Here is a 24,037-nt window from a genome sequence, read left to right as displayed (position 1 = left end):
GGTCATCGAACAGTTCTATCGATATCGTTGACATTGTCATCGATCTGCATTTTGCTTCCTAAAACAAATCGAATGACCGCGGCATCAAAGCCGCGGCGGGAGGAAAGCGGCACGACCATTACGCAGCGGGATCGCGATCTCGGGACTGGCTACGCCATGAAGCCGTCGACGACCCGGACCGAGCTGACCTCGGTCGGCCGCGGCACGCCGATGGGCGAATTGCTGCGGCGCTACTGGCACCCGATCGGGCTCGTGTCGGACGCCACCGATATCCCCAGAAAAGTGCGCGTGCTCGGCGAGGGCCTAGTGCTGTTTCGCGACCGGCATGCCCGTGTCGGACTGCTGCACGCCCGCTGCTGCCATCGCGGCACCACGCTCTATTACGGCAAGGTCGAGGAAGACGGCATCCGCTGCTGCTATCACGGCTGGAAGTTCGACACCGAGGGCCATTGCCTCGAACAGCCCTGCGAGCCCGAGGGTGGCCTGTTCAAGGACAAGGTGCGGCAGCCCTGGTACCCGGTCGAGGAGCGTTACGGCCTGATCTTCGCCTATCTGGGCCCGGCCGAGAAAAAGCCGGTGCTGCCGCGCTACGAATGCCTGGAGAACATGGACGATGGCGAGTTCGTCGAGGCGGACGATTCATCGATCGGCGGCGGCGGTCCGGCCATCATCCCCTGCAACTGGCTGCAGCATTTCGAGAACGTCGTCGATCCCTACCATGTGCCAGTGCTGCACGGATCGTTCTCCGGCCCGCAATTCACTGAATTGATGGCCTCGATGCCGCAGGTGAAGTTCGAGATGTCGCCGCGCGGTGTCACCGTGCGCTCGATCCGGCATCAGGACGACGGCAAGGTGTTTTATCGGGTGACCGAAGCCGCCCTCCCCACGCTGCGCGTCGTGCCCAATCCGCGGGTCGCGCAATTCGCCCGCGTCGAGTCGATCGGCTGGACGCTGCCGATCGACGATACGTCCTTTCGCATCTACGTCGCAGGCCGGGTGAAGAATTCAGGCGATATCGGAAGGATGCGCTCCAAATTCAACGGAAAATTCTGGCAGGAGATGACCGAACAGGAGCACCAGCAATTCCCCGGCGACTACGAGGCGCAGGTCGGCCAGGGTAAGGTGACGCTGCATTCGGAAGAGCATTTCGGCCAGAGCGACCGCGGCATCCTGATGATCCGGCGGATGCTGAGCGATCAGCTCGCAGCGATCGCCGCCGGCCGCGATCCGATCGGCATCTCCTTCGATTCAACTGCGATCCGGTCGAATTCGAGGCGGGCAATTTCATTCGCGAGGCGTGAGCGGCAGGTTCAGCAAAAAAGAACATTCAGGGGGAAGCATGGTTGATGTCGCGCCGCAGGCGGCCGCTCAAGTGGAAGCCACCGCAAGGCCCTCGCTCCAGCGATATTACGTCCTCGCGCTGTTGACCGTCATCTATGCGCTGAACTTCCTCGACCGCACCATCTTCAACGTCCTGATCGAGCCGATCAAAAAGGAATTCGCGCTCAGCGACACCACGATGGGGCTGCTGGCGGGCTTTAGCTTCGTGCTGTTCTATTCGCTGCTCGGCGTCCCGATCGCGCGCATCGCCGACCGCTTCAACCGTCGCAACATCGTTGCAATCGCGCTGGCGTTCTGGAGCGCGATGACGGTGTTTTGCGGCATGGCGCAAAGCGTGGCCACTCTGGCGCTCGCGCGGATCGGTGTCGGCATCGGCGAATCCGGCGGCACGCCAGCCTCGCAGTCGATCATCGCCGATCTCTTCAGCAAGAACGAAGGCCCGCGCGCGCTCGGCATCTATGCCATCGGTACCTATCTCGGCGTCTTTCTCGGCTATTTCATCGGCGGCTACGTCAACCAGCACTACGGCTGGCGCATGGCGTTCTATACCGCCGGCCTGCCCGGCCTCGCGCTCGCTGCCGTGCTGTGGCTGACCATCTCCGAGCCAAAGCGCGGCGCGATGGCGGAAACATTCAAGCCGGAGCCAATCGGGCCGACGCTCGGCTTCCTCGCCTCGCAACGGACCTTTGTCATCGTGCTGATCGGGTTTTGCCTGACGAGCTACACCAATTACGCCACATCAGCCTGGATTCCGCCGTTCCTGGCACGCGTGCATCAACTCTCCAGCGCCGAGATCGGCACCTATGCCGGTACCTTCAAGGGCCTGAGCGGGATGGCGGGCACGCTGGTCGGCGGTCTGGTGGTGGCGCTGGTCAGCCGCCGAGACGATCGCTGGAAATTATGGGCGCCCGCGATCATGTCGGGGCTTGCGGGCCCGGTGTTTGCGCTGTGCATGCTGACGCCTGACTTCACCACCATGGTCGCGGCGCTGGCGCTGACCTCATTCCTGGTCGGCTTCCATCTCGGGCCGATCTTTGCGGTGGCGCAGACCGTCGCCAGGTCGAGCATGCGGGCGCTGGCGTCGGCGATCGTGCTGGTTGACCGCGACCTGCTTTGGCCAGGGCGTCGGCCCGCTCGCCGTCGGCATGCTCAACGACGCGCTCAAGAGCGATTTTGGCGCGGAGGCCGTGCGGTATTCGCTGCTGTCGGCCGCGGTCACGACCACCTTGGGCGCCCTGTTGTTCATCTGGGCGGCCGGATCGATTCGCGGCGATATCCAGCGGGCGAGCTGATCCGACCTGCTCGCCGTCGGCTCTTCCCTTTGTTTTTACTGCTGTTTCGAACCCGGTGTGAGCCGCGTTTGATCCGGCACGCAGGCTGTATGTGACCTGCATCACGGATGCATGGGCAAAAAACCGGCCACAAACTGGCCGAATGAAACCATTTTGCCGAAACCGCGAAACGATCCTGAAACAGACAGGGCGTACGTCTCTTCCCAACACGGGACGCCAAAGGCGTCCGGGAGGCACCACATGAACCACTCCTTTCACTCGGCGGATCGCAGTACCCACCTGAAGATCGTGGTTGTCGCATTGGTGGCCGGTATCGCGGTTGCGGCCTTCGGCATTTCGGCTAGGACCGGTTCTGAGTACAGCCAGACTGCCCAGGTCGTAAAAGCGGGCAAGCCGGTGGTCGTCACCAGCTCGAACACCTCGACGGTCCGTTAAACGATAGCGATATCGTTGGAATAAAAATGGCCGCCCTCGGGCGGCCTTTTTGTTTGCGGCAGTCTCGGAGATCAACGTCAAGCCATCGAGAAAATGGCGCGAGAGACGGGACTCGAACCCGCGGCCTCCGCCGTGACAGGGCGGCGCTCTAACCAACTGAGCTACTCCCGCGGATGCCGTAATCAGATCCTGACCCGCGCAGAACCGAGGGCATAAAGGCCCGCTCCCGCTTAGTCAAGGACGTTGCGAATCCCCGCGCCAGAAGGGCGTTTCTGCGATTGTGATGCAAATAACGGCCTGTTTTCAGGTAAAACAACGCAGCCGGCGATTATCCGAATCGTTTAAGGCCTGCTACGTCTGGGTTTCTTGAAATCCTCCCCGCTCCGGTTGTACCGGAACCGCGGGTTTCAAGTCACCACGAACGCATTTTTCCAGCGCGGACCGGTGCCAACGAACGCGCTCAAAGCCATTCAACCAACGAGGAGGGCCAGACATGGCGAAGAAAGCGGCGGCTCCGGCCACCATCACACTGAAGCATCTGGCAGCGGCTCTCGCCGAGGAACACGATCTGTCGAAAAAAGCCGCCGAGGCGATCCTGACCGACATGGTCGGCAAGATCACAAAACACCTGAAAAAGGGCGAGCGGATCCGGATCGTTGGTCTCGGCATCCTCCAGGTCCGCAAGCGCGCCGCCCGCACCGGGCGCAACCCCGCCACTGGCGAGCCGATCCAGATCAAGGCCAGCAAGAAGGTCGCGTTCCGAGCGGCCAAGGAACTCAAGGAAGCGGTCTGACCAAGGCTCCCCTAGACCGATCGCACCCGAAGCGTCATTCCGGCGAGGACCCGGAATGGCGCTTTTCTGTTATAGAGCGCTTTCCTCGCTCAACTTTTCCGGATCGTCATGCTGGCCTCGCCCCTCGCGTTCACCCACGATGTCACCGAGCGCCTCCTGCGCTATGTCGTGATCGACACCCAGTCCGATCCGGCCTCGCCGACCTGCCCTTCCACCGAGAAGCAGAAGAATTTGGGCCGCCTGCTGGCGTCAGAGCTGCAGGCGATGGGTGTCACCGACGCCCATCTCGATGAGCACGGCTATGTCTACGCGACGATCCCGGCCACTACCGAGAAGAAGGTCCCGGTGATCTGCTTCTGCTCGCATATGGACACTTCCCCGGATTGCACCGGGGCCAACGTCAAGCCGCAGATCGTGAAGAATTATCGCGGCGGCGACATCGTGCTGCCGGCTGATCCCACCCAGGTGATCCGCTTTGCCGACCATCCCGCCCTCGCCGACCAGATCGGGCATGACATCATCACGACCGACGGCACCACGCTGCTCGGGGCCGACAACAAGGCCGGTCTCGCCGAGATCATGGATGCGGCACGGTTCCTGATCGAAAATCCGCAAATCAAGCACGGCACGATCAAGATCCTGTTCACCCCGGATGAAGAGATCGGCCGCGGCGTCGACAAGGTCGACCTGAAAAAGCTCGGCGCCGATTTCGCCTATACGATGGACGGCGAAAGCGCCGGGCATATCGAGGACGAAACCTTTTCAGCCGACGGCGCCACCATCACCATCGAAGGCGTCTCGACCCATCCCGGTTTTGCCAAAGGCAAGATGGAGCACGCCATCAAGATCGCAGCCGCCATCATCGACCGCCTGCCCAAGGATACCTGCTCGCCCGAGACGACTGAAGGCAAAGAAGGTTTTCTGCACCCGATCGGCATTTCCGGCGCGCTGGAGAAAGCCACCATCGGCTTCATCGTGCGCGATTTCACCGATGAGGGCCTGCAGCAAAAGGAAGCCCTGCTCGAAGGCATCGTCAAAGACGTGATGAAGGACTATCCGCGCTCCACGTACCGGATGGAAGTCAAGCCGCAATACCGCAACATGAAACAGGTGATCGACCGTCACCCCGAGACGGTCGAGTACGCCATCGAGGCGATCAAGCGCGCCGGGCTGACGCCGGTGCGAAGCTCGATCCGCGGCGGCACCGATGGCTCACGCCTGTCCTTCATGGGCCTGCCCTGCCCCAACATTTTTGCCGGCGAACACGCGTTCCATTCGCGGCTGGAGTGGGTCAGCCGTCAAGATATGGAGAAGGCGGCGGAGACCATCGTGCATCTGGCGATGATCTGGGAAGAGCGGGCGTAGCAGTTTTCGCGCGGCTCTATCCCCGTCATTGCGAGCAAAGCGAAGCAATCCATCGATCGGCAAATGCGGAAGGATGGATTGCTTCGTCGCTGTCGCTCCTCGCAATGACGGGGAAAGAGCTGCGCGGCTATTACGACGCCCTTGCGGTCACAATCCAGACCGACGCCGGCAGCAGCACCGCGTCGCCCTTCGCGAACGGCGTGAGCGCTTCGCGAATGGAAGCGGCGACGGCAGCGCGAGCTTCCTCCGGCTGGCCATCCAGCGCCCGGCTCACCGGTCCGATTTCCAGCGCACCCTGCACTGCGCCGTCGAGGCCGCGGCCGATCGCTGCATCCAGCAACAGCGGACACGCTTCCATTTCGACGCCGGCAAAGCCGGCCGCGTCCAGGATACGGCGCACGCGCGCCTCCGAGGCAAATGCAAACGGTCCCGGGTCCTCCGGCCCAAGCTGCGGCAGCTTTGGCACGTGCTTGTAGGCGGCCGCAAGCGGCGCCATGAAGAACGGATTTTCGCGCGGCTCGCGCCAGCACGCGAACGCCAGCCGCCCCGAAGGCTTCAGCGCCCTGCGCATGTTCGAGAAAGACAGCGCCGGATCGGCAAAGAACATCACGCCGAACCGCGAGGCCAGGACATCGAAGCTGGCAAGCTCGAACGGATAGACGGTGGCGTCGGCAAGGATGAAATCGATCGGCAGATCCTTTGGTGCAGCCTGCCGCGCCCGCTCCAGCATCGGGCCGGATACGTCGATGCCGAGCACATGGCCCGATGGCGCGACCTTCCGCGCAAACGCAATCGCGGTGGCACCACTGCCGCAACCGATATCGATGACGCGGTCGCCCGGCTTCAGCCTGGCCCGGTCGATGACAAGGTCGGCGACCGGCTTGAGCAGCACGTCCTGTGCCGCCTGCCGCTCCGCCCAGCGCTGGCCGGCCGGCCCATTCCAGTAGGCGACCTGGTCGGCGTTTTGTTCGTGGCTTGCCGGTGTGTCCATTTGCGCGCTCCTTTTTCAATTTCGAACGTCCGTCGCACCTGTGCCAAGCCGTTGCCGTATCATTGCCGTGATGCCGCTTAGTTTGTTCATGTACCCCGAAATTTACAGTCATAACTACACTTTCGTGCATTTCCTTCGGAACGATATCCCGCCTTTCGCGTGATCTATTGCCGCAAGGCAACTGACCGGCACTAGCACCTGGAGGGATCAAGATGAACGGGATGCGCAAATATGCGTTCGGCGCCGCAGCGGCGGCCGCTCTTTTTATAATTCCGATTTCGGCCTTTTCTCAATCCATTGAGATTGGACCGGGAGGCGTTCGGGTAGATCGAGGAGGCGGGCGATGCGAGCAACTGAGGCTTGCCTGCGAAAACAAGGACGCGCTGGGAGAGCGGGGCGAAGGAAATTGCCGCAGATATCGGGAAGCCTGCGGGCGACCAGTTCGGAGAGATTTGTGCGCCGAACTAAGATATGCTTGCCTCAACAAGGATGAGTTGGGTGAGCGCGGCGAAGGAAATTGCCGTCGGTATCGCGAGACTTGTAGAGGTTACTAATTCTTAGTCGCGGGGTGGTCCGGCATCGCTCGGCACCGCCCCGCGCTGCACCTGTTAGCGTTTAGATTGCTGGTCATGGCGTCCTCCATTACGCATCGTGATCGGAAGCTCGGCTCGATGCCGATCAGGTCCGTCGTCGCTCAGCGAGCTTCGACGCTAGCCTGCGCCCTGGAGGCGCTAACGCCGAATTAATCTCATAGGCCTATTATTTCAGGCAGTTCTAGTTGGGTGTCGCGTAAGGGAGCCGTCGCGAGGGACGATCCAGCGACGGCTCCTTTTTCATTTCACTCATTTGAGGTAGTACCGTGACCACGGCATCGGAAACGCAGAGCCAAACCGAGCAACCCGAATCCACCGCACCGAGCAAGCAATCGAGCCGAAAATCGGTCTTGGCGCTAGCGGTGTTCGCTCTTGGAATAAACAGTGCGGCGGCAGTCTATACGCTGCCGCCGGATTTTACCCTGCCGGATATCAGCCGTTTGGCCGAACTGCTTCCACATCAGAAAGCTTCCGGTCCGATAGCAGATCCGGCTGTTGCCGCATTGAAGGATATCAAGTCGGCTCAGCAGCAACACGTTGTCGCGCTGCACGAGAACAATATCCTGTTGCAGCAAAACACAGCTCTTCTTCAGCAGGATTCAATTGCGCTTGCTTCTCTGAGACAGAGCGTCGTGGATGAGCAAGTCAGTGTGAAGAAAATATCTGCTCAGATAGCGGATGAACATGAAGACGTGAAGAAGATATCTGCTCAGCTTTCCAAGCTTATGGCGAAGGTCGACTCGCTGCAAAATGCAATGAAGCCGGAAATAACTTCCTCCATTTCAGCAAGGCACGCTCAAAACCGGCTATCCCGAGTAGTGCGCAAGAAGATGGCCCCGCAGCCCAAATTTGAGGGACCTGTTTCGCTGGGAGGAACTCCCCTAAGTCTCCCGGCTGCCACGCCAACCCCAGAAAGTTGAATGAGAAGAGCGTAAGGCCAGTCCGCCTTCGCTCTTCAAGCTCCGCGCGACAGCCTTCGCCCCTGCGGAGGAGCAAACGGTCGCGCCACTGCCGCGAAGCTGGCATGCCCAGCCGAAGCCCCCGTAGGGCTTTTACGTTCCGGAATGTTCCGCACCGGTCCGCCTACGCTCTTCGAGCTTCGACGCGACAGCCTTCACCCCTGCGGAGGAGCAAACGTTGCGTCACTGCCGCGAAGGGGCTGGCATGCCGAGCCGAAGCCCGCAGGGCGAAGGCTGGTAGGCGGCGAGAGATTCGAACTCCCGACCCTCTCGGTGTAAACGAGATGCTCTAACCAGCTGAGCTAGCCGCCCGTAAGCCGCCTGTTTAGCCTCTCGAACCCCTTTGGTGCAAGGTGGGATATCCGCGCTTGGTTGCACTAGTCGCCCGGCCGCCCCGGCAACGCCCCAATCCCGTGGATCCACGGCGCGGCGGAGCGGCACCAGATTTGCCGCGCCGGCTTGAGCCGATCGCGCTGGCGGATGCTGCCCCAGCGGATGCCCCAATCATCTGGTCCGCCGTCTCCGCTGGTGAACAATGGCGAGCCGCAGACTTCGCAAAAGTGCTGAAAGCGCGTCCGGCCGTTATCGCCCTTCTTCGGATAGACCTTCGCCGGCGCGCCGGTCAGGCGGACCTGCTCGGCCGAACAGATCACCGTCACCCGGTACGGCGAGCCCGTCAGGTTTTGGCAATCGGTGCAGTGACAGATCGACACTCTTTCAGGATCGATATCGGCCCGATAGGTCACCCGCCCGCAATGGCATTGCCCGTCGATTTCCATCCCTCATCAACGCCGTCCGCCGGGCCGAGGTTCAAGCCGAGTCACAGCCGCACAAACAAAAACGGCGCCCGAAGGCGCCGTTTTATCAATTCAGTTCGATGATCGGTGGTGACTGATCGAGCTCAGTGGGCCGTCAGGCCACCGGCCGCTTCGTCCGAGGCGTCCTGCTTGACCGGCACCTTGGTGTCCTCTTCCCAGACGATCGGCACTGGGGCGCGGACCAGCGCCTTGCCGACGACGTCATCGAGCCGAGCAACCGGGACGATATCCATACCGCCCTTGATCGCATCGGAAATCTCCGTGAGATCCTTGGCGTTGTCCTCGGGGATCAGCACCGTCTTGATGCCGCCGCGGGCGGCCGCGAGCAGCTTCTCCTTCAGGCCACCGATCGGCAGCACGCGACCACGCAGCGTGATTTCGCCGGTCATCGCGACATCGTGCCGGACCGGAATGCCGGTCATGACCGAGATGATCGCAGTGGCCATCGCGACACCCGCCGACGGTCCGTCCTTCGGGGTTGCGCCCTCCGGCACGTGGACGTGGATGTCGCGCTTGTCGAACAGCGGCGGCTCGACGCCGTAGTTGATCGCCCGCGAGCGGACGTAGGACGCCGCCGCCGAGATCGACTCCTTCATCACGTCACGCAGGTTGCCCGTGACCGTCATCTTGCCCTTGCCGGGCATCATGACGCCTTCGATCGTCAAGAGCTCGCCGCCGACGTCGGTCCAGGCCAGACCCGTAACGATACCGACCTGCGGCTCGCTCTCGATCTCGCCGAAGCGATACTTCGGCACGCCGAGGAAGTCTTCGAGAGTCTTCTCGGTGACCTTGACCGACTTCTTCTTGGAGATCATCAGCTCCTTCACCGCCTTGCGGGCGAGTGTGGAGAGCTCACGCTCCAGGTTACGCACACCCGCTTCTCGGGTGTAGCGGCGGATCATCAACAGCAGAGCATCGTCGTCGATCGACCATTCCTTGGAATCGAGGCCATGCTTGGAGATGGCGTTCGGGATCAGGTGCTTGCGCGCGATCTCGACCTTCTCGTTCTCGGTGTAGCCGGCGATCCGGATGATCTCCATGCGGTCCATCAGCGGCCCCGGAATATTGAGCGTATTCGCGGTCGTGATGAACATGACGTTCGACAGATCGTAATCGACCTCCAGATAGTGGTCGTTGAAGGTCGAGTTCTGCTCGGGGTCGAGGACCTCGAGCAGCGCCGACGACGGATCGCCGCGGAAATCGGCGCCCATCTTGTCGATCTCGTCCAACAGGAACAGCGGATTCGAGGTCTTGGCCTTGCGCATCGACTGGATGATCTTGCCGGGCATCGAGCCGATGTAGGTGCGGCGGTGACCGCGGATTTCCGCTTCATCCCGCACGCCGCCGAGCGAGACGCGCACGAATTCGCGGCCCGTGGCTTTTGCGATCGACTTGCCGAGCGAAGTCTTGCCGACGCCGGGAGGCCCGACCAGACACAGGATCGGTCCGGTCAGCTTGTTGGCGCGCGACTGCACGGCGAGATACTCGACGATGCGGTCCTTGACCTTCTCGAGCCCGTAATGATCGGAGTCCAGCACGGCCTGGGCCTGCTCGAGATCCTTCTTGACCTTGGACTTCTTGTTCCACGGAATCGACAACAGCCAGTCGAGATAGTTGCGCACGACGGTGGCTTCCGCGGACATCGGCGACATCTGGCGCAGCTTCTTCAACTCGTGCTGCGCCTTCTCCCGCGCTTCCTTGGAAAGCTTGGTCTTGGCAATCTTCTCTTCCAGATCGGCCAGCTCGTCGCGACCTTCGTCGTCGCCGAGCTCCTTCTGGATCGCCTTCATCTGCTCGTTCAGGTAATACTCGCGCTGGGTCTTCTCCATCTGGCGCTTGACGCGCGAGCGGATGCGCTTCTCGACCTGCAGCACCGAGATTTCGCTCTCCATCAGGCCCAGCACCTTCTCCAGGCGCTGCGTGACGGACAACGTCTCCAGGATGCCCTGACGATCGGCGATCTTGACGGCGAGATGCTGCGCCACCTGATCGCTGAGCTTGGCGAAATCAGTGATCGCCTGAACCACGCCGACGACTTCGGCGGAGATCTTCTTGTTCAGCTTCACATAGCTTTCGAAGTCGGACACGACCGAGCGCGCCAGAGCTTCGGCTTCGACCGAGTTGGCGTCGGTATCGGCGAGCGCGATCGCGGTCGCCTCGTAATATTCGACGCGGTCGGAATACTTTTGCACACGCGCGCGCTCAAGCCCTTCGACCAGCACCTTCACGGTGCCATCGGGAAGCTTCAGCAGTTGCAGCACGCTGGCGAGCGTACCGACTTCGTAGATGGAATCCGAGCTTGGATCGTCGTCGGACGCGTTCTTCTGCGTCGCGAGCAGGATCAGCGCGTCGTTCTTCATCACCTCTTCGAGGGCGCGAATCGATTTCTCGCGGCCGACGAACAGCGGCACGATCATGTGCGGAAATACGACGATGTCGCGGAGCGGCAGCACCGGATACGAATGGCTTTCGCCGAGAATGATGGTTGGCCGGGTTTTTGGAGTCGTCATGGCCTATTCCTTCTGTTTTGCCCCCTTGCACGCAGTCCGCATCGCTTGCGCAACCGCCACAAGGTGCTGGGAGTTCCGGGCCGGTCGGCCGCCTTCGCTGCCGCCTCTCACCGGATGATCTTTGCGACGAATCTCGAACGTGATTTCCGCCACCATGGGCATTAGGTGGCTATCGGGTATGGGGGTGTCAAGTCACGGAAAATGACCGCAAATTGCGGATCAGACGCGCGAAAAACGCTTACGCCACAGCGGCCGCCGAAACGCTCGGCAGCCGCGTTATTCAAAGGTATGAGTTCTGGCCGGCGCGACGGTATCAGGCGCTGGCGCTGCTCTCGACGGCCCGGTCCGAACGGTCCGCATAAATGTAGAGCGGACGGGCAGTTCCCTCGACAACTTCGCGCGAGATCACAACCTCTTCGACACCTTCCAGGCCCGGCAGATCGAACATCGTCTCGAGCAGGATGCTTTCGAGGATCGAGCGCAACCCGCGCGCGCCGGTCTTGCGCTCGATCGCCTTGCGGGCGACCGCGCCAAGCGCCTCGTCGGCGAAGGTGAGTTCGATGTTCTCCATTTCGAACAACCGCTGGTATTGTTTCACCAGCGCGTTCTTCGGATCGGTCAAGATCTTCTTCAGCGAGGTCTCGTCGAGATCCTCCAGCGTCGCAACCACCGGCAGGCGGCCGACGAATTCGGGGATCAGGCCGTACTTCAGCAAGTCTTCCGGCTCGACATGGCGGAAGATTTCGCCGGTGCGGCGGTCTTCGGGCGCCAGCACCTGGGCGGCGAAACCGATCGAGGTCGAACGACCGCGTGCGGAGATGATCTTCTCAAGGCCTGAGAACGCGCCGCCGCAGATGAACAGGATGTTGGTGGTGTCGACCTGCAGGAACTCCTGCTGCGGGTGCTTGCGGCCGCCCTGCGGCGGCACGGAGGCGACCGTGCCTTCCATGATCTTCAACAGCGCCTGCTGCACGCCCTCACCCGACACGTCGCGGGTGATCGACGGGTTGTCGGACTTGCGGCTGATCTTGTCGATTTCGTCGATATAGACGATGCCTCGCTGCGCGCGCTCGACATTGTAGTCGGCGGACTGCAACAGCTTCAGGATGATGTTCTCGACGTCCTCGCCGACGTAACCGGCTTCGGTCAGCGTCGTCGCGTCCGCCATGGTGAACGGCACGTCGAGAATGCGCGCCAGCGTCTGCGCCAGCAGCGTCTTGCCCGAACCGGTCGGACCGATCAGCAGGATGTTCGACTTCGCGAGTTCGACGTCGTTGTGCTTGGTCTGGTGATTGAGCCGCTTGTAGTGGTTGTGAACGGCGACCGAGAGCACCTTCTTGGCATGGCTCTGGCCGATCACGTAGTCGTCCAGCACCTTGCAGATTTCCTTCGGCGTCGGGATGCCGTCGCGCGACTTCACCAGCGAGGACTTGTTCTCCTCACGGATGATATCCATGCAGAGTTCGACGCATTCGTCGCAGATGAATACGGTGGGACCCGCGATGAGTTTGCGGACTTCGTGCTGGCTCTTTCCACAGAACGAGCAATACAGCGTGTTCTTGGAGTCGCTCGTGCCAACCTTACTCATTCCTGTCTCCGTCCGCCGTTCGATCCGTTACCCGATCGACCCATTCCGGCACTGTCACCGGACCTGAAGGTAGATAGAGCAAATTCCGTACCAAAAAAGACCCTAACTCAATTACGCACCGTGCGAATCACGGCGTCTCGATTCCCCCGCGATCTTAACCCAATCCATACAGCCAACCATGCTGGCACCCGACTATCAAGAATTCGCTAATCGGGCTCGGAATTGCTACCCGTGACAATACCGTGATTTGTGGCGTTCGCACGGGGAGAAGTTGACGAAATCGACCGAGCGTTGCGGTATTGCCACGCCGCAAAACCGGCACGAAAGCGGAACTTTCGGCCTACGCGGGGGCATAGGCGCGGCTTTCGGCCACATTTGCCGATTCAACCAACCGTTAAGGTCAACGCGGGGTGTCGCGATCCGTATCCTTACGGGACCCTCACCGGCGTCACTTCTTCGGGGCGCTTGTCGATCACCTTGTCGACGATCCCGAAGTCGTGGGCCATATCGGCGGTCAGGAATTTGTCGCGCTCCAGCGCGTCCTCGATCGCCTTGTAGGTCTGGCCGGTGTGCTTCACGTAGATCTCGTTGAGGCGCTTCTTGAGATTCAGGATCTCTTGCGCGTGCAGCATGATGTCGGTCGCCTGGCCCTGGAAGCCGCCGGACGGCTGATGCACCATGATGCGCGAATTGGGCAGCGAGAAGCGCATGTCCTTTTCACCAGCCGCGAGCAACAGCGAACCCATCGAGGCCGCCTGCCCGGTGCACAGCGTCGACACCGGCGGACGGATGAATTGCATGGTGTCGTAGATCGCAAGCCCCGATGTCACCACGCCGCCGGGCGAGTTGATGTACATCGAGATTTCCTTCTTCGGATTCTCCGCCTCGAGGAACAGAAGCTGCGCGACGACGAGCGTCGACATGCCGTCTTCGACCGGACCGGTCAGGAAGATGATGCGCTCCTTCAGAAGCCGCGAGAAAATGTCGTAGGCGCGTTCGCCGCGGTTGGTCTGCTCGACCACCATCGGAACGAGGTTCATGTAGGTTTCAACGGGATCGCGCATGAATCACCCAAGGGTTCGGATAGAGAATAAGCGGGAACGAACATCTATCGGCAAGGCAGGCATGACTGCCGCGCACGGACGAACGTCCCGTGATGCAGGACTTCAACTCAGCTCACAGATATGAGCCAATTTCCTGGCGACAAGGCCGGGCAATTGCGGAGCCGAATGAGAGAAGTTCAAACTGATTCGCGGCCGATCTCATAGCCACGGGTGCCGTCACCACGCCGCTATCGCCGTTCATCATTAATGCCGGCCTGACCAAATCGATCAGGCTGCACTCTTCTCGTCGGCCTCGTCGTCCTTGAACAGGTCCTCGCGCGAGACCTTCTTTTCGGTCACGCTGGCGAGTTCGAGGATGAAATCGACCACCTTGTCTTCATAAATCGGCGCACGAAGCTGGGCCAGCGCATTGGCATTGTTGCGATAGTAGTCCCAGACCTCCTTCTCGCGGCCGGGCATCGATCGCGCCCGCTCGATCACCGCGCGGCTGACTTCGTCATCGGTCACGGTGATCTTGTTCTTCTCGCCGATCTCCGACAGCACGAGGCCGAGCCGGACGCGGCGGTCGGCGATCTTCTTGTACTCTTCCTTGGCCGCCTCCTCGGTGGTGTTCTCGTCGGCAAAGGTCTTGCCGGAGGATTCCATCTCGGCCTTGATCGAGTTCCACATCAGGTTGAACTCTTCCTCGATCAGCGACGGCGGCGCCTCGAATTTGTGGCTGTCGTCGAGCCGGTCGAGCAGCGCGCGCTTGACGCGCTGGCGCGTGGCTCCGGCGAACTCGGCGACCAGCCGCTCGCGCGCGGCCTCCTTCAGCTTGTCGAGCGATTCCAGGCCGAGGGTTTTTGCAAACTCGTCGTTGATCTCAGTCTCACCCGGGGCCTCGATCAGGGTTGCCGTGGTCTCGAACTCGGCCGGCTGGCCGGCGAGCTTCTCGCTGGCGTAATTCTTCGGGAACGACACTTTCAGTGTGCGGGTTTCACCGGCCCCGATGCCGACGAGTTGTTCCTCAAAACCCGGAATGAACTGCCCGGTGCCGATCACGACCTGGATGCCCTCGCCGGTGCCGCCGTCGAACGGCACGCCGTCGATAGAACCCTTGAAGCTGATGGTGACGCGATCGCCGGTTTCGGCCTTGGCGCCCTCGGCCTTGGCCGCATAGGGACGGTTCTGGTCGGCAATGCGCTTGATCGCCTCGTCGACCTCGGCATCGGTCACTTCGACCACCGGCTTCTCCACCGAGAAGGTCTTGAAATCGGCGAGCTGGATCGTCGGCACCACCTCGATCGCCACCGTGTAGGTCAGGTCGCTCTTGCCGGCGAGCAGTTCCTCTACCTCTTTCTGCTCGGTCGGCAACGTGATCTTGGGCTCGGTCGCGAGGCGGAAACCGCGGTCGGTGAAGATCTGCGTGTTAGTGTCGCGGATGGTCTGGTCGATGGTCTCCGCCATCACCGAGCGGCCATACACCTTCTTCAGATGGCTCACCGGCACCTTGCCGGGGCGGAAGCCATTGAGCTTCACCTTGTCCTTGAGGTCGACCAGCTTGGCATCGGCCTTGGCATCGAGATCCGATGCGGGAACGCTGACCTTGAACTCGTGTTTCAATCCCTCGGCGAGGGTTTCGGTGACCTGCATGGTGTCAATCTTCTTCCGCTTGCGCCGGGCCAAACGGCCGCGGCAGTGTCTAATTTTGTTCGACGCGCAAGCCTTGCAGCCCTGCGCCGGTGGTTCGGCTGACCTTGGCTCCCCCAAGGGGGAGGCAAGCCCTCCAGTATTCGTCATGCAAACGCTTGGATAGAGCGCTTGGTGCGGGCGGAGGGACTCGAACCCCCACAACTTTCGTCACTGGAACCTAAATCCAGCGCGTCTACCAGTTCCGCCACGCCCGCGTGAAAAGCATCCATACCCGGCCGCGATGCCGCGGGCGGCGGGCTTATAACATGAGCCTACACCTCCGCAGCAAAAAAATGGCCCTTTTTGACAGCCCCGGGGCAAGGCGTCACAGCTAGGACAGGCACATCAGAAAATGGTCCACATCGGTCCGATGGCAAGCCCCAAATCGACGCTAGATCGACGCAAGCTGCTGGCCGGGCTGGGCGCCGCCGCCCTCGCTCCGATATGGCCGGTTTCCGGCGCAGCCCAGGGACGTCCCCCGCTGACGTTACAGGCCACGCCGGAGACTCTCGCACTCCGGCCGGGCGGTACGGCCGCGCCGGTCTGGTCGCTGCAAGGACCCGACCTCACCTTCAAGCGCGGCGAGACGGCCGAGATCGCCTTTGCCAATGAGCTGCCGGTGCCGGTCGTCCTCAACTGGCGGGGTATAGACGGCGTTCCGGTTCACGCCCCCCTCACGGCGCGCGCAGCCCTCGCAAGCGGTGGCAAGGCCACCTTGCAGCTTCCGCTGCGCCACGCTGGGACCCTCCTCTGTGACTCCGGGCTGCTTGGCGATCGACAGGCACAACCAGCGCGGGCACGGCCGTTGATCGTTCGCGAAACCGAGCCGGTCGCCGTCGACCGCGACGAGGTGCTCCTGATCGAGGACTGGCAGGCAAGGCCCGATGGAACAGTGATCGCGCCGGGAATCGATCCGAAGGACACTGCACGCCTCCATACGATTAACGGCCGGACTTCGCTCGAACTCTCAGGTCGGACCAACGAACGGATCAGGCTCCGCATCATCAGCGGCTGCCAACGCTCTGTTATGGCTATCAAACTGGAAGGGCTCGAGGTCCGGGTCATGGCCATTGACAGCCAGCCCTCGGAGCCGTTTCCGGCCCGCAATGGCGCGCTGGTACTGGCGCCGGGCGGGCGGGTTGACGCCTTCATCGATTTGACCGCCTCAGTAGGCACGACCCATGCGATCCTGCTGCATGATGGCAAGGAAGCCCGCCCGATCGGCAAGCTTGTCGTCTCCAGCGAACCGCCGGTCCGCGCGGCCCCGCTGCCACCCGCCCCGCCGCTGTCCTCCAACGGCCTGCCCGAGCGGCTCGACCTCAAGGGGGCGATCCGGATCGATGTCGGGCTGGGCGAACCTTCCGGCGACTGGATGACGCCAGCCGATTTTGCCGTGAGTGCCCCGCCCGCCTTTCGCGCCAGGAAAGGTCGCACCGTGGTGCTGGCGCTCACCAACCGCGCCGCGGTCGCCACCATTTTCCACCTCCACGGCCATCACTTCCGCCTGCTGGACCGGCTCGACGATGGCTGGAAGCCGTTCTGGCTGGATACGCTGGCGATCGATCCCGGCCAGACCCAACGCATCGCCTTTGCCGCCGAACATGCCGGCCGCTGGCTGATCGAATCCGTCGCCACCGACTGGGCGGCACCGCGGCTGGTGCGATGGTACGCAGTCGAATGAGGAGCAAGCCATGAGCAAGCCGGTTCCCGCCATACGCAGCGTCAAGGCGCGAGCGCTCGTCGTGCCGCTCGCGCGCCCCGTGAAGAACGCCTTTGGCGTGATCGACGTCGGCCCGCTGGTCCTGATCGACGTCGAGACCGATCGAGGCGTTACCGGCCACTCCTACATTTTTGCCTACAGCAAGCTGACTCTGAAGCCACTGGTGCACCTGACTGAGGAGATCGGGCGCGAACTCACCGGCAGACCAGTTGCGCCCTACGATCTGATGGCGGCGATGGACGCAAAATTCCGCCTGCTCGGCTGGCAGGGCCTCGTCGGCATGGCGGTATCCGGCCTCGACATGGCCTACTGGGACGCACTCGGCCAGTTGGCCAATAAGCCGGTGGTTGAACTGCTCGGCGGTTCGCCAAAACCGATCCGGGCCTATGACAGCTATGGCGTGGTCGATCCGGCGGCGGACGAAAGAGCGCTGCGCCGCTCGCTCGAACAGGGATTTCGCGGCATCAAGATCAAGGGCGGCGACGGCGATGCCGCCAATGACGAGCGCGTGGTCAAGGGCGTGCGCGCCCTCACGGGCCCCGACATCGCGCTGATGATCGACTTCAACCAGTCGCTCGATCCCGCGGAAGCCGCGCGCCGTATCGCTCGCCTCGCGCCCTACGATCTGCACTGGATCGAAGAACCCGTGCCGCAGGAAAACCTCTCGGGACACGCCAAGGTCCGCGAGACTTCGCCGACGCCAATTCAGGCCGGCGAGAACTGGTGGTTCCCGCGCGGCTTCGCGGAAGCGATCGCGCTAGGTGCCAGCGATTTCATCATGCCCGATCTGATGAAGTGCGGCGGCGTCACCGGCTGGCTGCAGGTCGCCGCCCAGGCGCACGCCGCCAACATCCCGATGTCGAGCCATCTCTTCGCCGAAGCCAGCGCCCACATGCTGGCGGTGACGCCAACCGCGCACTGGCTCGAATTTTTGGATTTCGCCAGCGTCATCCTCGCCCATCCCGCCGAGATCGTCGACGGCACGGTCACCGCGCGTGGACCGGGGCTGGGGCTGGAGTGGAATGAGACGGCGGTGGCGAAGTATCTGACCGCGTAGGATGGGTAGAGCGATGCGAAACCCATCATCTAACCAAGCCGCGGGAATTGATGGGTATCGCTTTGCTCCACCCATCCTACGCAACTAATACTCAATGCCGAACTCGTCATAGAGCCGGCGGAATACTGCCGGCAGCACCTCCGGCAAATCCTCTGCAATAAGTCCCGGCCCTGCCTCGCCCGCGGCTTCGCCGTGCATCCAGACGCCGATGCAGGCAGCTTCATAGGCCGCCACGCCTTGCGCCAGCAGCCCCGCGATCATGCCGGCCAACACATCGCCGGCTCCCGCCGTCGCGAGCCAGGGCGGCGCGTTGGAGGCGATGCTGGCGCGCCCGTCGGGCGAAGCCACCACCGTGTCCGGTCCCTTCAGCAGCACCACCGCTCTGGAGCGCTGGGCGGCGTCGCGCACCCGCTCCAGCTTCGAACGGCCGGGGTGCTTGTTGCTGATATCGCTGAACAGGCGCGGAAACTCGCCCTCATGCGGGGTCAGCACGACCTGCGGATCCTCGCTCGCCCTGATCTGTTCAAACAGTCGCTCCGGCGCTTCGGCAAAACTCGTCAGCGCATCGGCGTCGAGCACGAGGCCGCGCTTGGTCGACAATGCGGTGTGCACGAGATCGCGCGTGCGTTCACTGATGCCGGCGCCCGGCCCGATCACGATGGAATTGAGCCGTCTGTCGCCCACAAGGTCGGCGAATTCGACGGCAGTATCGACCGGACGCACCATGACTGCCGTCAGAGCCGCGGCATTCACGGCGAGCGCATCGCGCGGCGAGGCCACCGTGACGAGGCCAGCCCCTGCCCGCAGCGCACCACGGGCCGCCAGCCGTGCCGCTCCTGTCGACGCCAGCTCCCCCGACAGCACGACGGCGTGGCCGCGGGCATATTTGTGGCCGTCGATAGAGGGCACCGGAAACGACTTTCGCCAGCTCTGCGGAACGTTCTCGAACGTCTGCGGCCGGATCTCCTCAAGCACATGCGCATCGATGCCGATCTCGGCGACGCGGACGCGGCCGCAATGCTTGCGCCCGGGCATCAACAGATGCGCCGGCTTGCGGCGGAAGAAGGTCACGGTTTCGGCGGCGTTGATTGCTGCACCCATCACCGCGCCCGTGGTGCCATTGATGCCGCTCGGCAGGTCGACGGCCAGCACCGGCGCACCGTTGGCGTTGATCGCCTCGATCATCTCGAGCGGATCGCCCTTGACCGGACGGTTGAGACCTGCGCCGAGCAGCGCGTCGATGATCAAGGCTGGCTTGCCGATCGCCTGTGGGTTGAACGGCAGCACCGGATATTTCCAGCCGCGCGCGGCGAGCGCGGCATCCCCCTGCAGGCTGTCGCGCTCGCACAACAGGATGACGGAAACCTCGCGCCCGCGTGCGGCGAGTTCGGCGGCCGCCACAAAGCCGTCGCCGCCATTGTTGCCGCGGCCGGCGACCACGACGATCGGCCCCTCCTCGACGAGATCCATCGCGACCTCCGCCACGGCCTGGCCGGCGCTCATCATCAACGCGAAGCCGGGCGTTCCGCCGGTGATCGTCAGCCGGTCGGCCCGCTCCATCTCGGTCGTGGTCAAGACTTCCATGCCGAATCCTCGATCCATCCGCCTTTTCTGAAGGCATATCCCCGTCGCGCCCGTGGCCCGCCTCGCCCCGCCTGCACACGAAATGATCGATTTGCCTATTTTGTAAGCTTCGCTATCATGCGAGCCGCCGGCGGACCTCTCTCACTTGCCTGTTAAAAGTCTGATAACGTTCCGAAATCAGCCGCATTAACAACTTGGCATAGACCCTGCTTTTGAGGAAGCCTGTTGGAAAGCCGAGCTCAGGATCGTCGCAGTCAGCGGCAATTATGAGCAGCTCCGGCTTTGCAATCATGAGCAGTTCCGGCTTTGCCGGATGCAAGGATCAAACCAGACGGCGCCAGGTAAGTTCACCAGGCTGCGACATCGAAACTATCTGCACGCTGCAATTTGGAAATGCCCGGGAGGCGCTCAGTGAAGAAGATTGAAGCCATCATCAAGCCATTCAAGCTCGACGAGGTGAAAGAGGCGCTTCAGGAAGTCGGACTGCAGGGTATCACCGTTACCGAGGCCAAGGGGTTCGGCCGGCAGAAGGGGCACGCCGAGCTCTATCGCGGTGCGGAATACATCGTGGATTTCCTGCCCAAGGTGAAAATCGAGATCGTGATTTCGGACGAGCTGGTCGAGAAGGCGATCGACGCGATCCGCCGCGCCGCCCAGACCGGGCGCATCGGCGACGGCAAGATCTTCGTCTCCAATATCGAGGAAGCGATCCGGATCAGAACCGGAGAATCCGGGCTGGACGCTATCTGAGCCGGGTGCTATCCGAAAACTTGCGACTGAAAAACAAGAAAAGGGCTGCTTCCGCGGCCTGATTTCGTTCGCGATGCCTCGATCGTCTGCGAATGTCGCGTTCTGGAAACCGTCCGTAGCCAAAAGGGGTATTCATGAAGACCGCTAAAGACGTCCTGAAGTCGATCAAGGACAACGACGTAAAATACGTCGATCTGCGCTTCACCGATCCGCGCGGCAAGTGGCAGCACGTGACCTTCGACGTCAGCATGATCGAAGAGGACACCTTTGCCGAAGGCCAGATGTTCGACGGCTCCTCGATCGCCGGCTGGAAGGCGATCAATGAATCCGACATGTGCCTGATGCCCGACCCGGTCACCGCGACGATCGACCCGTTCTTCGCCGAGACCACCATGGTCATCGTCTGCGACGTGCTCGAGCCGACCACCGGCGAGCCTTACAACCGCGATCCCCGCGGCATCGCCAAGAAGGCCGAGGCGATGGTGAAATCGTCTGGTGTCGGCGACACCGTGTTCTTCGGCCCCGAGGCCGAGTTCTTCGTGTTCGACGACGTGCGCTACCAGACCACCCCCTACAACACCGGCTTCAAGCTCGATTCCTCGGAACTGCCGATCAATTCGGACACCGAGTATGAGGGCGGCAATCTCGGCCACCGCATCCGCACCAAGGCCGGCTACTTCCCGGTCCCGCCGCAGGATTCGGTGCAGGACATGCGCTCGGAAATGCTCGGCGCGATGGCCAAGATGGGCGTCAAGGTCGAGAAGCATCACCACGAAGTCGCTTCCGCCCAGCACGAGCTCGGCATGAAGTTCGACACCATGACGCTGATGGCCGACCAGATGCAGATCTACAAATACTGCATCCACCAGGTCGCGCACATCTACGGCAAGACCGCCACCTTCATGCCGAAGCCGGTCTACGGCGACAACGGTTCGGGCATGCACTGCCACCAATCGATCTGGAAGGACGGCAAGCCAGTGTTCGCCGGCAACAAATACGCCGACCTCTCGGAGACCTGCCTCCACTATATCGGCGGCATCATCAAGCATGCCAAGGCGATCAACGCCTTCACCAACCCGTCGACCAACTCCTACAAGCGCCTGGTCCCGGGCTATGAAGCCCCCGTGCTGCTCGCCTACTCCGCGCGCAACCGCTCGGCCTCCTGCCGCATCCCGTATACGGCAAACCCGAAGGCCAAGCGTGTCGAAGTCCGCTTCCCCGACCCGATGGCCAACCCCTATCTCGGCTTCGCCGCGATGCTGATGGCCGGCCTCGACGGCATCAAGAACAAGATCGATCCGGGTCCGGCGATGGACAAGGACCTCTACGATCTGCCGAAGGAAGAGCTGAAGCAGATCCCGACCGTGTGCGGCTCCTTGCGGGAGGCGCTGGAAAACCTCGACAAGGACCGCGCCTTCCTCAAGAACGGCGGCGTGTTCGACGATGACTTCATCGACAGCTTCATCGAGCTGAAGATGACCGAAGTCGAGCGCTTCGAGATGACCCCGCACCCGGTCGAGTTCGAGATGTATTATTCGCAGTGATGACGCGCGGCGCTCGCGCCGCCAGTATCACCGTCCGACAATGCAGAGGGCGCTCCCGAGGGGCGCCTTTTGTTTTTGCGAAGGAAAATCAGGCGCTTCGGCCGCCTCGTTCGTGTACTCATGCCGCCAACTGCTGCCGCGAATTCCGCTCATATGGCCGCAAGCGCTCTAAGGCCGCTATGGGGGCAGGAACCTCGCAATGTCGCCGCGCGTTGAGGGGGTCCATCAGAATGCGTCGAAGGAGGACGCGGCCCATGAACAAAGCAACCCTGAATAGAACAGCCTTGAATAGTCTCGCAACCACATGCGTCGCTCTGGCGCTCGCCCTTGCCATGGCTCCGCCGGCCACGGCTCAGGACACCGGGCGGACGAGGGTCGGCACGCTCACCTGTAACATAGCGCCCGGTGTCGGCCTCGTTGTCGGGGGGCAACGGCAACTGAGCTGTGTCTATGCGTCATCGAGAGGCAGGGGCCGCGAGGCTTATGAGGGCACCGTCAGCACGCTTGGCCTCGACATCGGCGCCACGACCGGCGGTCAGTTGGCCTGGGCGATTTTTGCACCGACCACGCTGCGCCGCGCGGCATTGGCGGGAACCTATACGGGTGCGACCGCCGGCGGCACGGTCGGTGCCGGAGCGAGCGCCAACGTCCTGGTTGGAGGCTCGGACCGCACGGTAATGATGCAGCCGCTATCGGTGCAGGGGCAGACAGGCGTGAATATTGCGGCAGGCGTATCCACAATGGAGCTGCGGCCGGCCGCTGCGCCCGCGCGCCGCGCGCCCCAGTGACGACATCGTCGCTGGTGAACTAGTCGGCGGCTTGCCGCCGGGATCATTGTTGCAAGATGCGAAAGGCGCCTGCATTCGGGCGCCTTTTGTTTTCATTTCCGGTCTTGCTCAACGCTAACCGGGCTTCCGCGTGATCTTGCGGTTCCCAAATCCCATTGAAATCAAGACTTCTCCCAAATCGTGGCGGTGATTGTCGCTTTTAGACCTCTCTGGCAGCGTACTGGTGGACAAGAATAACAAGAGGCGACATCAGCCAATGGCGACAAAAGACGGTTTCCCGCCGGATCGTTCTCCTCTCTTTCTGTCCGAACATACCGAAAAAATCGCGCAGCCGGATATAGGGAAGGCTTTGAACAGAGCGGCTATCTCGTCGCGAATCCTTAAGGCGAGTATTTGGGCTGTAACGGCGACAGCGATCGGTATCGCGATCCTATCAGTGGGAGATCCAGTCGCGCTCGTTGAGAACGTCACGGCTACGTGGGTCGAAAAACCGGCGCTCCAGTCTGACGTCGATTCGTCGGCGCCAGCAGTTCAATCAATCGCCGGCACTCAGGACTCGCCGCCGAAGACAAGCGATGTGTCGGCGCGCGACGAAATTGCAGCAGCTTCTGAACCTGCCGATCAGAATCAAACCGTGACCGGTCAACCACCGGCCGAATCCTTGTTGAAGGAATTCGAAGCCTGGGCGGCCAGGGAAGATGCACGGGCACAGGAAGATACACGGGCACAGGTCGTGCCCGTACAGCTCGCGCAAGCTGCCCCAGTGCAGGTTGCGCAAGATGCCCCAGTTCAGGCCCAGCCAACGAAGAAACATCGACGGGCCCGGTCCGTGCACAATGCGCGAGCGGAGATCCGGTCCCAGCGACGTCCCCGAGCAAAGGTCCGGGAAGAGCAAAATGCACCGGTACAGATCGCGCCCGTGCCGGACCCCCGGGCACAGGAGCAGGCTGTGCAAAATGCCCAGACACCGTCGCTCCTGCAAAGCTTGGGTTTGCGTTAGACCAACGTCACCGCAATCGCGCTTCGCCACGACCTCCAATGCAGCAAGCGTAGCCCCGGGTGAGCGCAGCGACACCCGAGATTGCCGCCATCCCCGCATATCGTTGCGCCCATGCGGGCTACTTGCTAGTCGGCGGCTTGCCGCCGGGATCATTGTTGCAAGATACGAAAGGCG

The 24,037-nt window shown here is 62.1% G+C and carries 18 protein-coding genes, 3 tRNA genes and 2 pseudogenes; 12 read left to right on the top strand and 11 right to left on the bottom strand.

Features of this window, described 5'->3' with window-relative positions; all coding sequences use genetic code 11:
• The first annotated feature begins 72 nt into the window (after positions 1-72).
• From V1278_RS20665 to V1278_RS20655, 3 genes and pseudogenes are all read left to right on the top strand, one after another.
• Positions 73-1,301, top strand: a pseudogene (locus tag V1278_RS20665) (Rieske 2Fe-2S domain-containing protein).
• Positions 1,302-1,339: 38 nt separating this feature from the next.
• Positions 1,340-2,633: pseudogene (locus tag V1278_RS20660) on the top strand (spinster family MFS transporter).
• Between the two features lie 240 nt (positions 2,634-2,873).
• The gene (locus V1278_RS20655; protein WP_028345774.1) at positions 2,874-3,068 is read left to right on the top strand and encodes a hypothetical protein; all 195 of its coding nucleotides are present in this window, start codon (positions 2,874-2,876) and stop codon (positions 3,066-3,068) included.
• A gap of 94 nt (positions 3,069-3,162) precedes the next feature.
• Here the strand turns inward: V1278_RS20655 and V1278_RS20650 are convergent.
• Positions 3,163-3,239 (bottom strand) — tRNA-Asp (locus V1278_RS20650).
• Positions 3,240-3,561: 322 nt separating this feature from the next.
• Between V1278_RS20650 and V1278_RS20645 the strand changes: the two genes are divergently transcribed.
• Together V1278_RS20645 and pepT are read left to right on the top strand one after the other, a co-directional pair.
• Entirely contained in the window at positions 3,562-3,861 is a 300-nt protein-coding gene (locus V1278_RS20645) for an HU family DNA-binding protein (protein ID WP_057844275.1), read from the top strand.
• Positions 3,862-3,969: 108 nt separating this feature from the next.
• Positions 3,970-5,226, top strand: a complete 1,257-nt coding sequence (pepT, locus tag V1278_RS20640; RefSeq protein WP_334382051.1) for a peptidase T — start codon at positions 3,970-3,972, stop codon at positions 5,224-5,226.
• Positions 5,227-5,356: 130 nt separating this feature from the next.
• On the opposite strand, the gene V1278_RS20635 is transcribed toward pepT, so the two are convergent.
• The gene (locus V1278_RS20635) at positions 5,357-6,217 is read right to left on the bottom strand and encodes a class I SAM-dependent methyltransferase (protein WP_334382050.1); all 861 of its coding nucleotides are present in this window, start codon (positions 6,215-6,217) and stop codon (positions 5,357-5,359) included.
• 859 nt (positions 6,218-7,076) lie between these two features.
• Between V1278_RS20635 and V1278_RS20630 the strand changes: the two genes are divergently transcribed.
• A complete protein-coding gene (locus tag V1278_RS20630; protein WP_334382049.1) occupies positions 7,077-7,730 on the top strand; it encodes a hypothetical protein in 654 nt (217 codons plus the stop codon).
• A gap of 274 nt (positions 7,731-8,004) precedes the next feature.
• Here V1278_RS20630 and V1278_RS20625 read toward each other — a convergent pair.
• The 7 genes from V1278_RS20625 to V1278_RS20595 all read right to left on the bottom strand — a co-directional run bounded on the left by V1278_RS20625 (position 8,005) and on the right by V1278_RS20595 (position 15,635).
• Positions 8,005-8,081 (bottom strand) — tRNA-Val (locus V1278_RS20625).
• Between the two features lie 65 nt (positions 8,082-8,146).
• Positions 8,147-8,548 (bottom strand): GFA family protein, encoded by a 402-nt coding sequence (locus tag V1278_RS20620; protein ID WP_334382048.1) that lies wholly within the window; start codon positions 8,546-8,548, stop codon positions 8,147-8,149.
• A gap of 122 nt (positions 8,549-8,670) precedes the next feature.
• A complete protein-coding gene (lon, locus tag V1278_RS20615; protein ID WP_334382047.1) occupies positions 8,671-11,097 on the bottom strand; it encodes an endopeptidase La in 2,427 nt (808 codons plus the stop codon).
• A 313-nt stretch (positions 11,098-11,410) separates the two neighbouring features.
• Positions 11,411-12,685: an ATP-dependent Clp protease ATP-binding subunit ClpX gene (clpX, locus tag V1278_RS20610; RefSeq protein WP_028345767.1), complete on the bottom strand. Its 1,275-nt coding sequence runs from the start codon at positions 12,683-12,685 to the stop codon at positions 11,411-11,413.
• 428 nt (positions 12,686-13,113) lie between these two features.
• Entirely contained in the window at positions 13,114-13,749 is a 636-nt protein-coding gene (locus tag V1278_RS20605) for an ATP-dependent Clp protease proteolytic subunit (RefSeq protein ID WP_057844270.1), read from the bottom strand.
• Positions 13,750-14,016: 267 nt separating this feature from the next.
• Complete coding sequence (gene tig / locus V1278_RS20600; RefSeq protein ID WP_334382046.1) at positions 14,017-15,381, bottom strand: trigger factor; 1,365 nt, start codon at positions 15,379-15,381, stop codon at positions 14,017-14,019.
• Positions 15,382-15,550: 169 nt separating this feature from the next.
• Positions 15,551-15,635: transfer RNA gene (locus V1278_RS20595), tRNA-Leu, on the bottom strand.
• A 137-nt stretch (positions 15,636-15,772) separates the two neighbouring features.
• On the opposite strand from V1278_RS20595, the gene V1278_RS20590 reads away from it, so the two are divergent.
• Both V1278_RS20590 and V1278_RS20585 read left to right on the top strand, forming a co-directional pair.
• Entirely contained in the window at positions 15,773-17,101 is a 1,329-nt protein-coding gene (locus V1278_RS20590; RefSeq protein ID WP_334382045.1) for a multicopper oxidase family protein, read from the top strand.
• Positions 17,102-17,111: 10 nt separating this feature from the next.
• Complete coding sequence (locus V1278_RS20585; protein WP_334382044.1) at positions 17,112-18,197, top strand: enolase C-terminal domain-like protein; 1,086 nt, start codon at positions 17,112-17,114, stop codon at positions 18,195-18,197.
• An 84-nt stretch (positions 18,198-18,281) separates the two neighbouring features.
• Here the strand turns inward: V1278_RS20585 and V1278_RS20580 are convergent, their stop codons facing one another.
• Together V1278_RS20580 and V1278_RS20575 are read right to left on the bottom strand one after the other, a co-directional pair.
• The gene (locus V1278_RS20580) at positions 18,282-19,781 is read right to left on the bottom strand and encodes an NAD(P)H-hydrate dehydratase (protein WP_334382043.1); all 1,500 of its coding nucleotides are present in this window, start codon (positions 19,779-19,781) and stop codon (positions 18,282-18,284) included.
• A 115-nt stretch (positions 19,782-19,896) separates the two neighbouring features.
• Positions 19,897-20,073, bottom strand: a complete 177-nt coding sequence (locus tag V1278_RS20575) for a hypothetical protein (RefSeq protein WP_334363009.1) — start codon at positions 20,071-20,073, stop codon at positions 19,897-19,899.
• A gap of 119 nt (positions 20,074-20,192) precedes the next feature.
• On the opposite strand from V1278_RS20575, the gene V1278_RS20570 reads away from it, so the two are divergent.
• The 4 genes from V1278_RS20570 to V1278_RS20555 all read left to right on the top strand — a co-directional run bounded on the left by V1278_RS20570 (position 20,193) and on the right by V1278_RS20555 (position 23,863).
• On the top strand, positions 20,193-20,531 hold the full coding sequence (locus tag V1278_RS20570) for a P-II family nitrogen regulator (RefSeq protein WP_027537227.1): 339 nt from the start codon (positions 20,193-20,195) through the stop codon (positions 20,529-20,531).
• Between the two features lie 134 nt (positions 20,532-20,665).
• Positions 20,666-22,075, top strand: a complete 1,410-nt coding sequence (gene glnA / locus V1278_RS20565; RefSeq protein WP_028345760.1) for a type I glutamate--ammonia ligase — start codon at positions 20,666-20,668, stop codon at positions 22,073-22,075.
• A 254-nt stretch (positions 22,076-22,329) separates the two neighbouring features.
• Positions 22,330-22,863 carry a DUF992 domain-containing protein gene (locus V1278_RS20560; protein WP_334363012.1) on the top strand — a complete coding sequence of 178 codons (534 nt, stop codon included), beginning with the start codon at positions 22,330-22,332 and terminating at the stop codon, positions 22,861-22,863.
• A 223-nt stretch (positions 22,864-23,086) separates the two neighbouring features.
• Entirely contained in the window at positions 23,087-23,863 is a 777-nt protein-coding gene (locus V1278_RS20555; RefSeq protein WP_334363013.1) for a hypothetical protein, read from the top strand.
• The last annotated feature ends 174 nt before the right edge of the window (positions 23,864-24,037 follow it).

The sequence above is a fragment of the Bradyrhizobium sp. AZCC 1577 genome, assembly GCF_036924575.1.
GTDB lineage: Bacteria > Pseudomonadota > Alphaproteobacteria > Rhizobiales > Xanthobacteraceae > Bradyrhizobium.
Note: the sequence above shows the minus strand (reverse complement) of the source record. Positions and strands in the feature narration are given on the sequence as shown.

Excerpts from the sequence above, each read along its gene's own strand:
- V1278_RS20655 (WP_028345774.1), top strand. The coding sequence starts at position 2,874 with ATGAACCACTCCTTTCACTCGGCGGATCGCAGTACCCACCTGAAGATC.
- V1278_RS20645 (WP_057844275.1), top strand. The coding sequence starts at position 3,562 with ATGGCGAAGAAAGCGGCGGCTCCGGCCACCATCACACTGAAGCATCTG.
- pepT (WP_334382051.1), top strand. The coding sequence starts at position 3,970 with ATGCTGGCCTCGCCCCTCGCGTTCACCCACGATGTCACCGAGCGCCTC.
- V1278_RS20635 (WP_334382050.1), bottom strand. The coding sequence starts at position 6,217 with ATGGACACACCGGCAAGCCACGAACAAAACGCCGACCAGGTCGCCTAC.
- V1278_RS20620 (WP_334382048.1), bottom strand. The coding sequence starts at position 8,548 with ATGGAAATCGACGGGCAATGCCATTGCGGGCGGGTGACCTATCGGGCC.
- lon (WP_334382047.1), bottom strand. The coding sequence starts at position 11,097 with ATGACGACTCCAAAAACCCGGCCAACCATCATTCTCGGCGAAAGCCAT.
- clpX (WP_028345767.1), bottom strand. The coding sequence starts at position 12,685 with ATGAGTAAGGTTGGCACGAGCGACTCCAAGAACACGCTGTATTGCTCG.
- V1278_RS20605 (WP_057844270.1), bottom strand. The coding sequence starts at position 13,749 with ATGCGCGATCCCGTTGAAACCTACATGAACCTCGTTCCGATGGTGGTC.
- tig (WP_334382046.1), bottom strand. The coding sequence starts at position 15,381 with ATGCAGGTCACCGAAACCCTCGCCGAGGGATTGAAACACGAGTTCAAG.
- V1278_RS20590 (WP_334382045.1), top strand. The coding sequence starts at position 15,773 with ATGGTCCACATCGGTCCGATGGCAAGCCCCAAATCGACGCTAGATCGA.
- V1278_RS20585 (WP_334382044.1), top strand. The coding sequence starts at position 17,112 with ATGAGCAAGCCGGTTCCCGCCATACGCAGCGTCAAGGCGCGAGCGCTC.
- V1278_RS20580 (WP_334382043.1), bottom strand. The coding sequence starts at position 19,781 with ATGGAAGTCTTGACCACGACCGAGATGGAGCGGGCCGACCGGCTGACG.
- V1278_RS20575 (WP_334363009.1), bottom strand. The coding sequence starts at position 20,073 with ATGATTGCAAAGCCGGAGCTGCTCATAATTGCCGCTGACTGCGACGAT.
- glnA (WP_028345760.1), top strand. The coding sequence starts at position 20,666 with ATGAAGACCGCTAAAGACGTCCTGAAGTCGATCAAGGACAACGACGTA.
- V1278_RS20560 (WP_334363012.1), top strand. The coding sequence starts at position 22,330 with ATGAACAAAGCAACCCTGAATAGAACAGCCTTGAATAGTCTCGCAACC.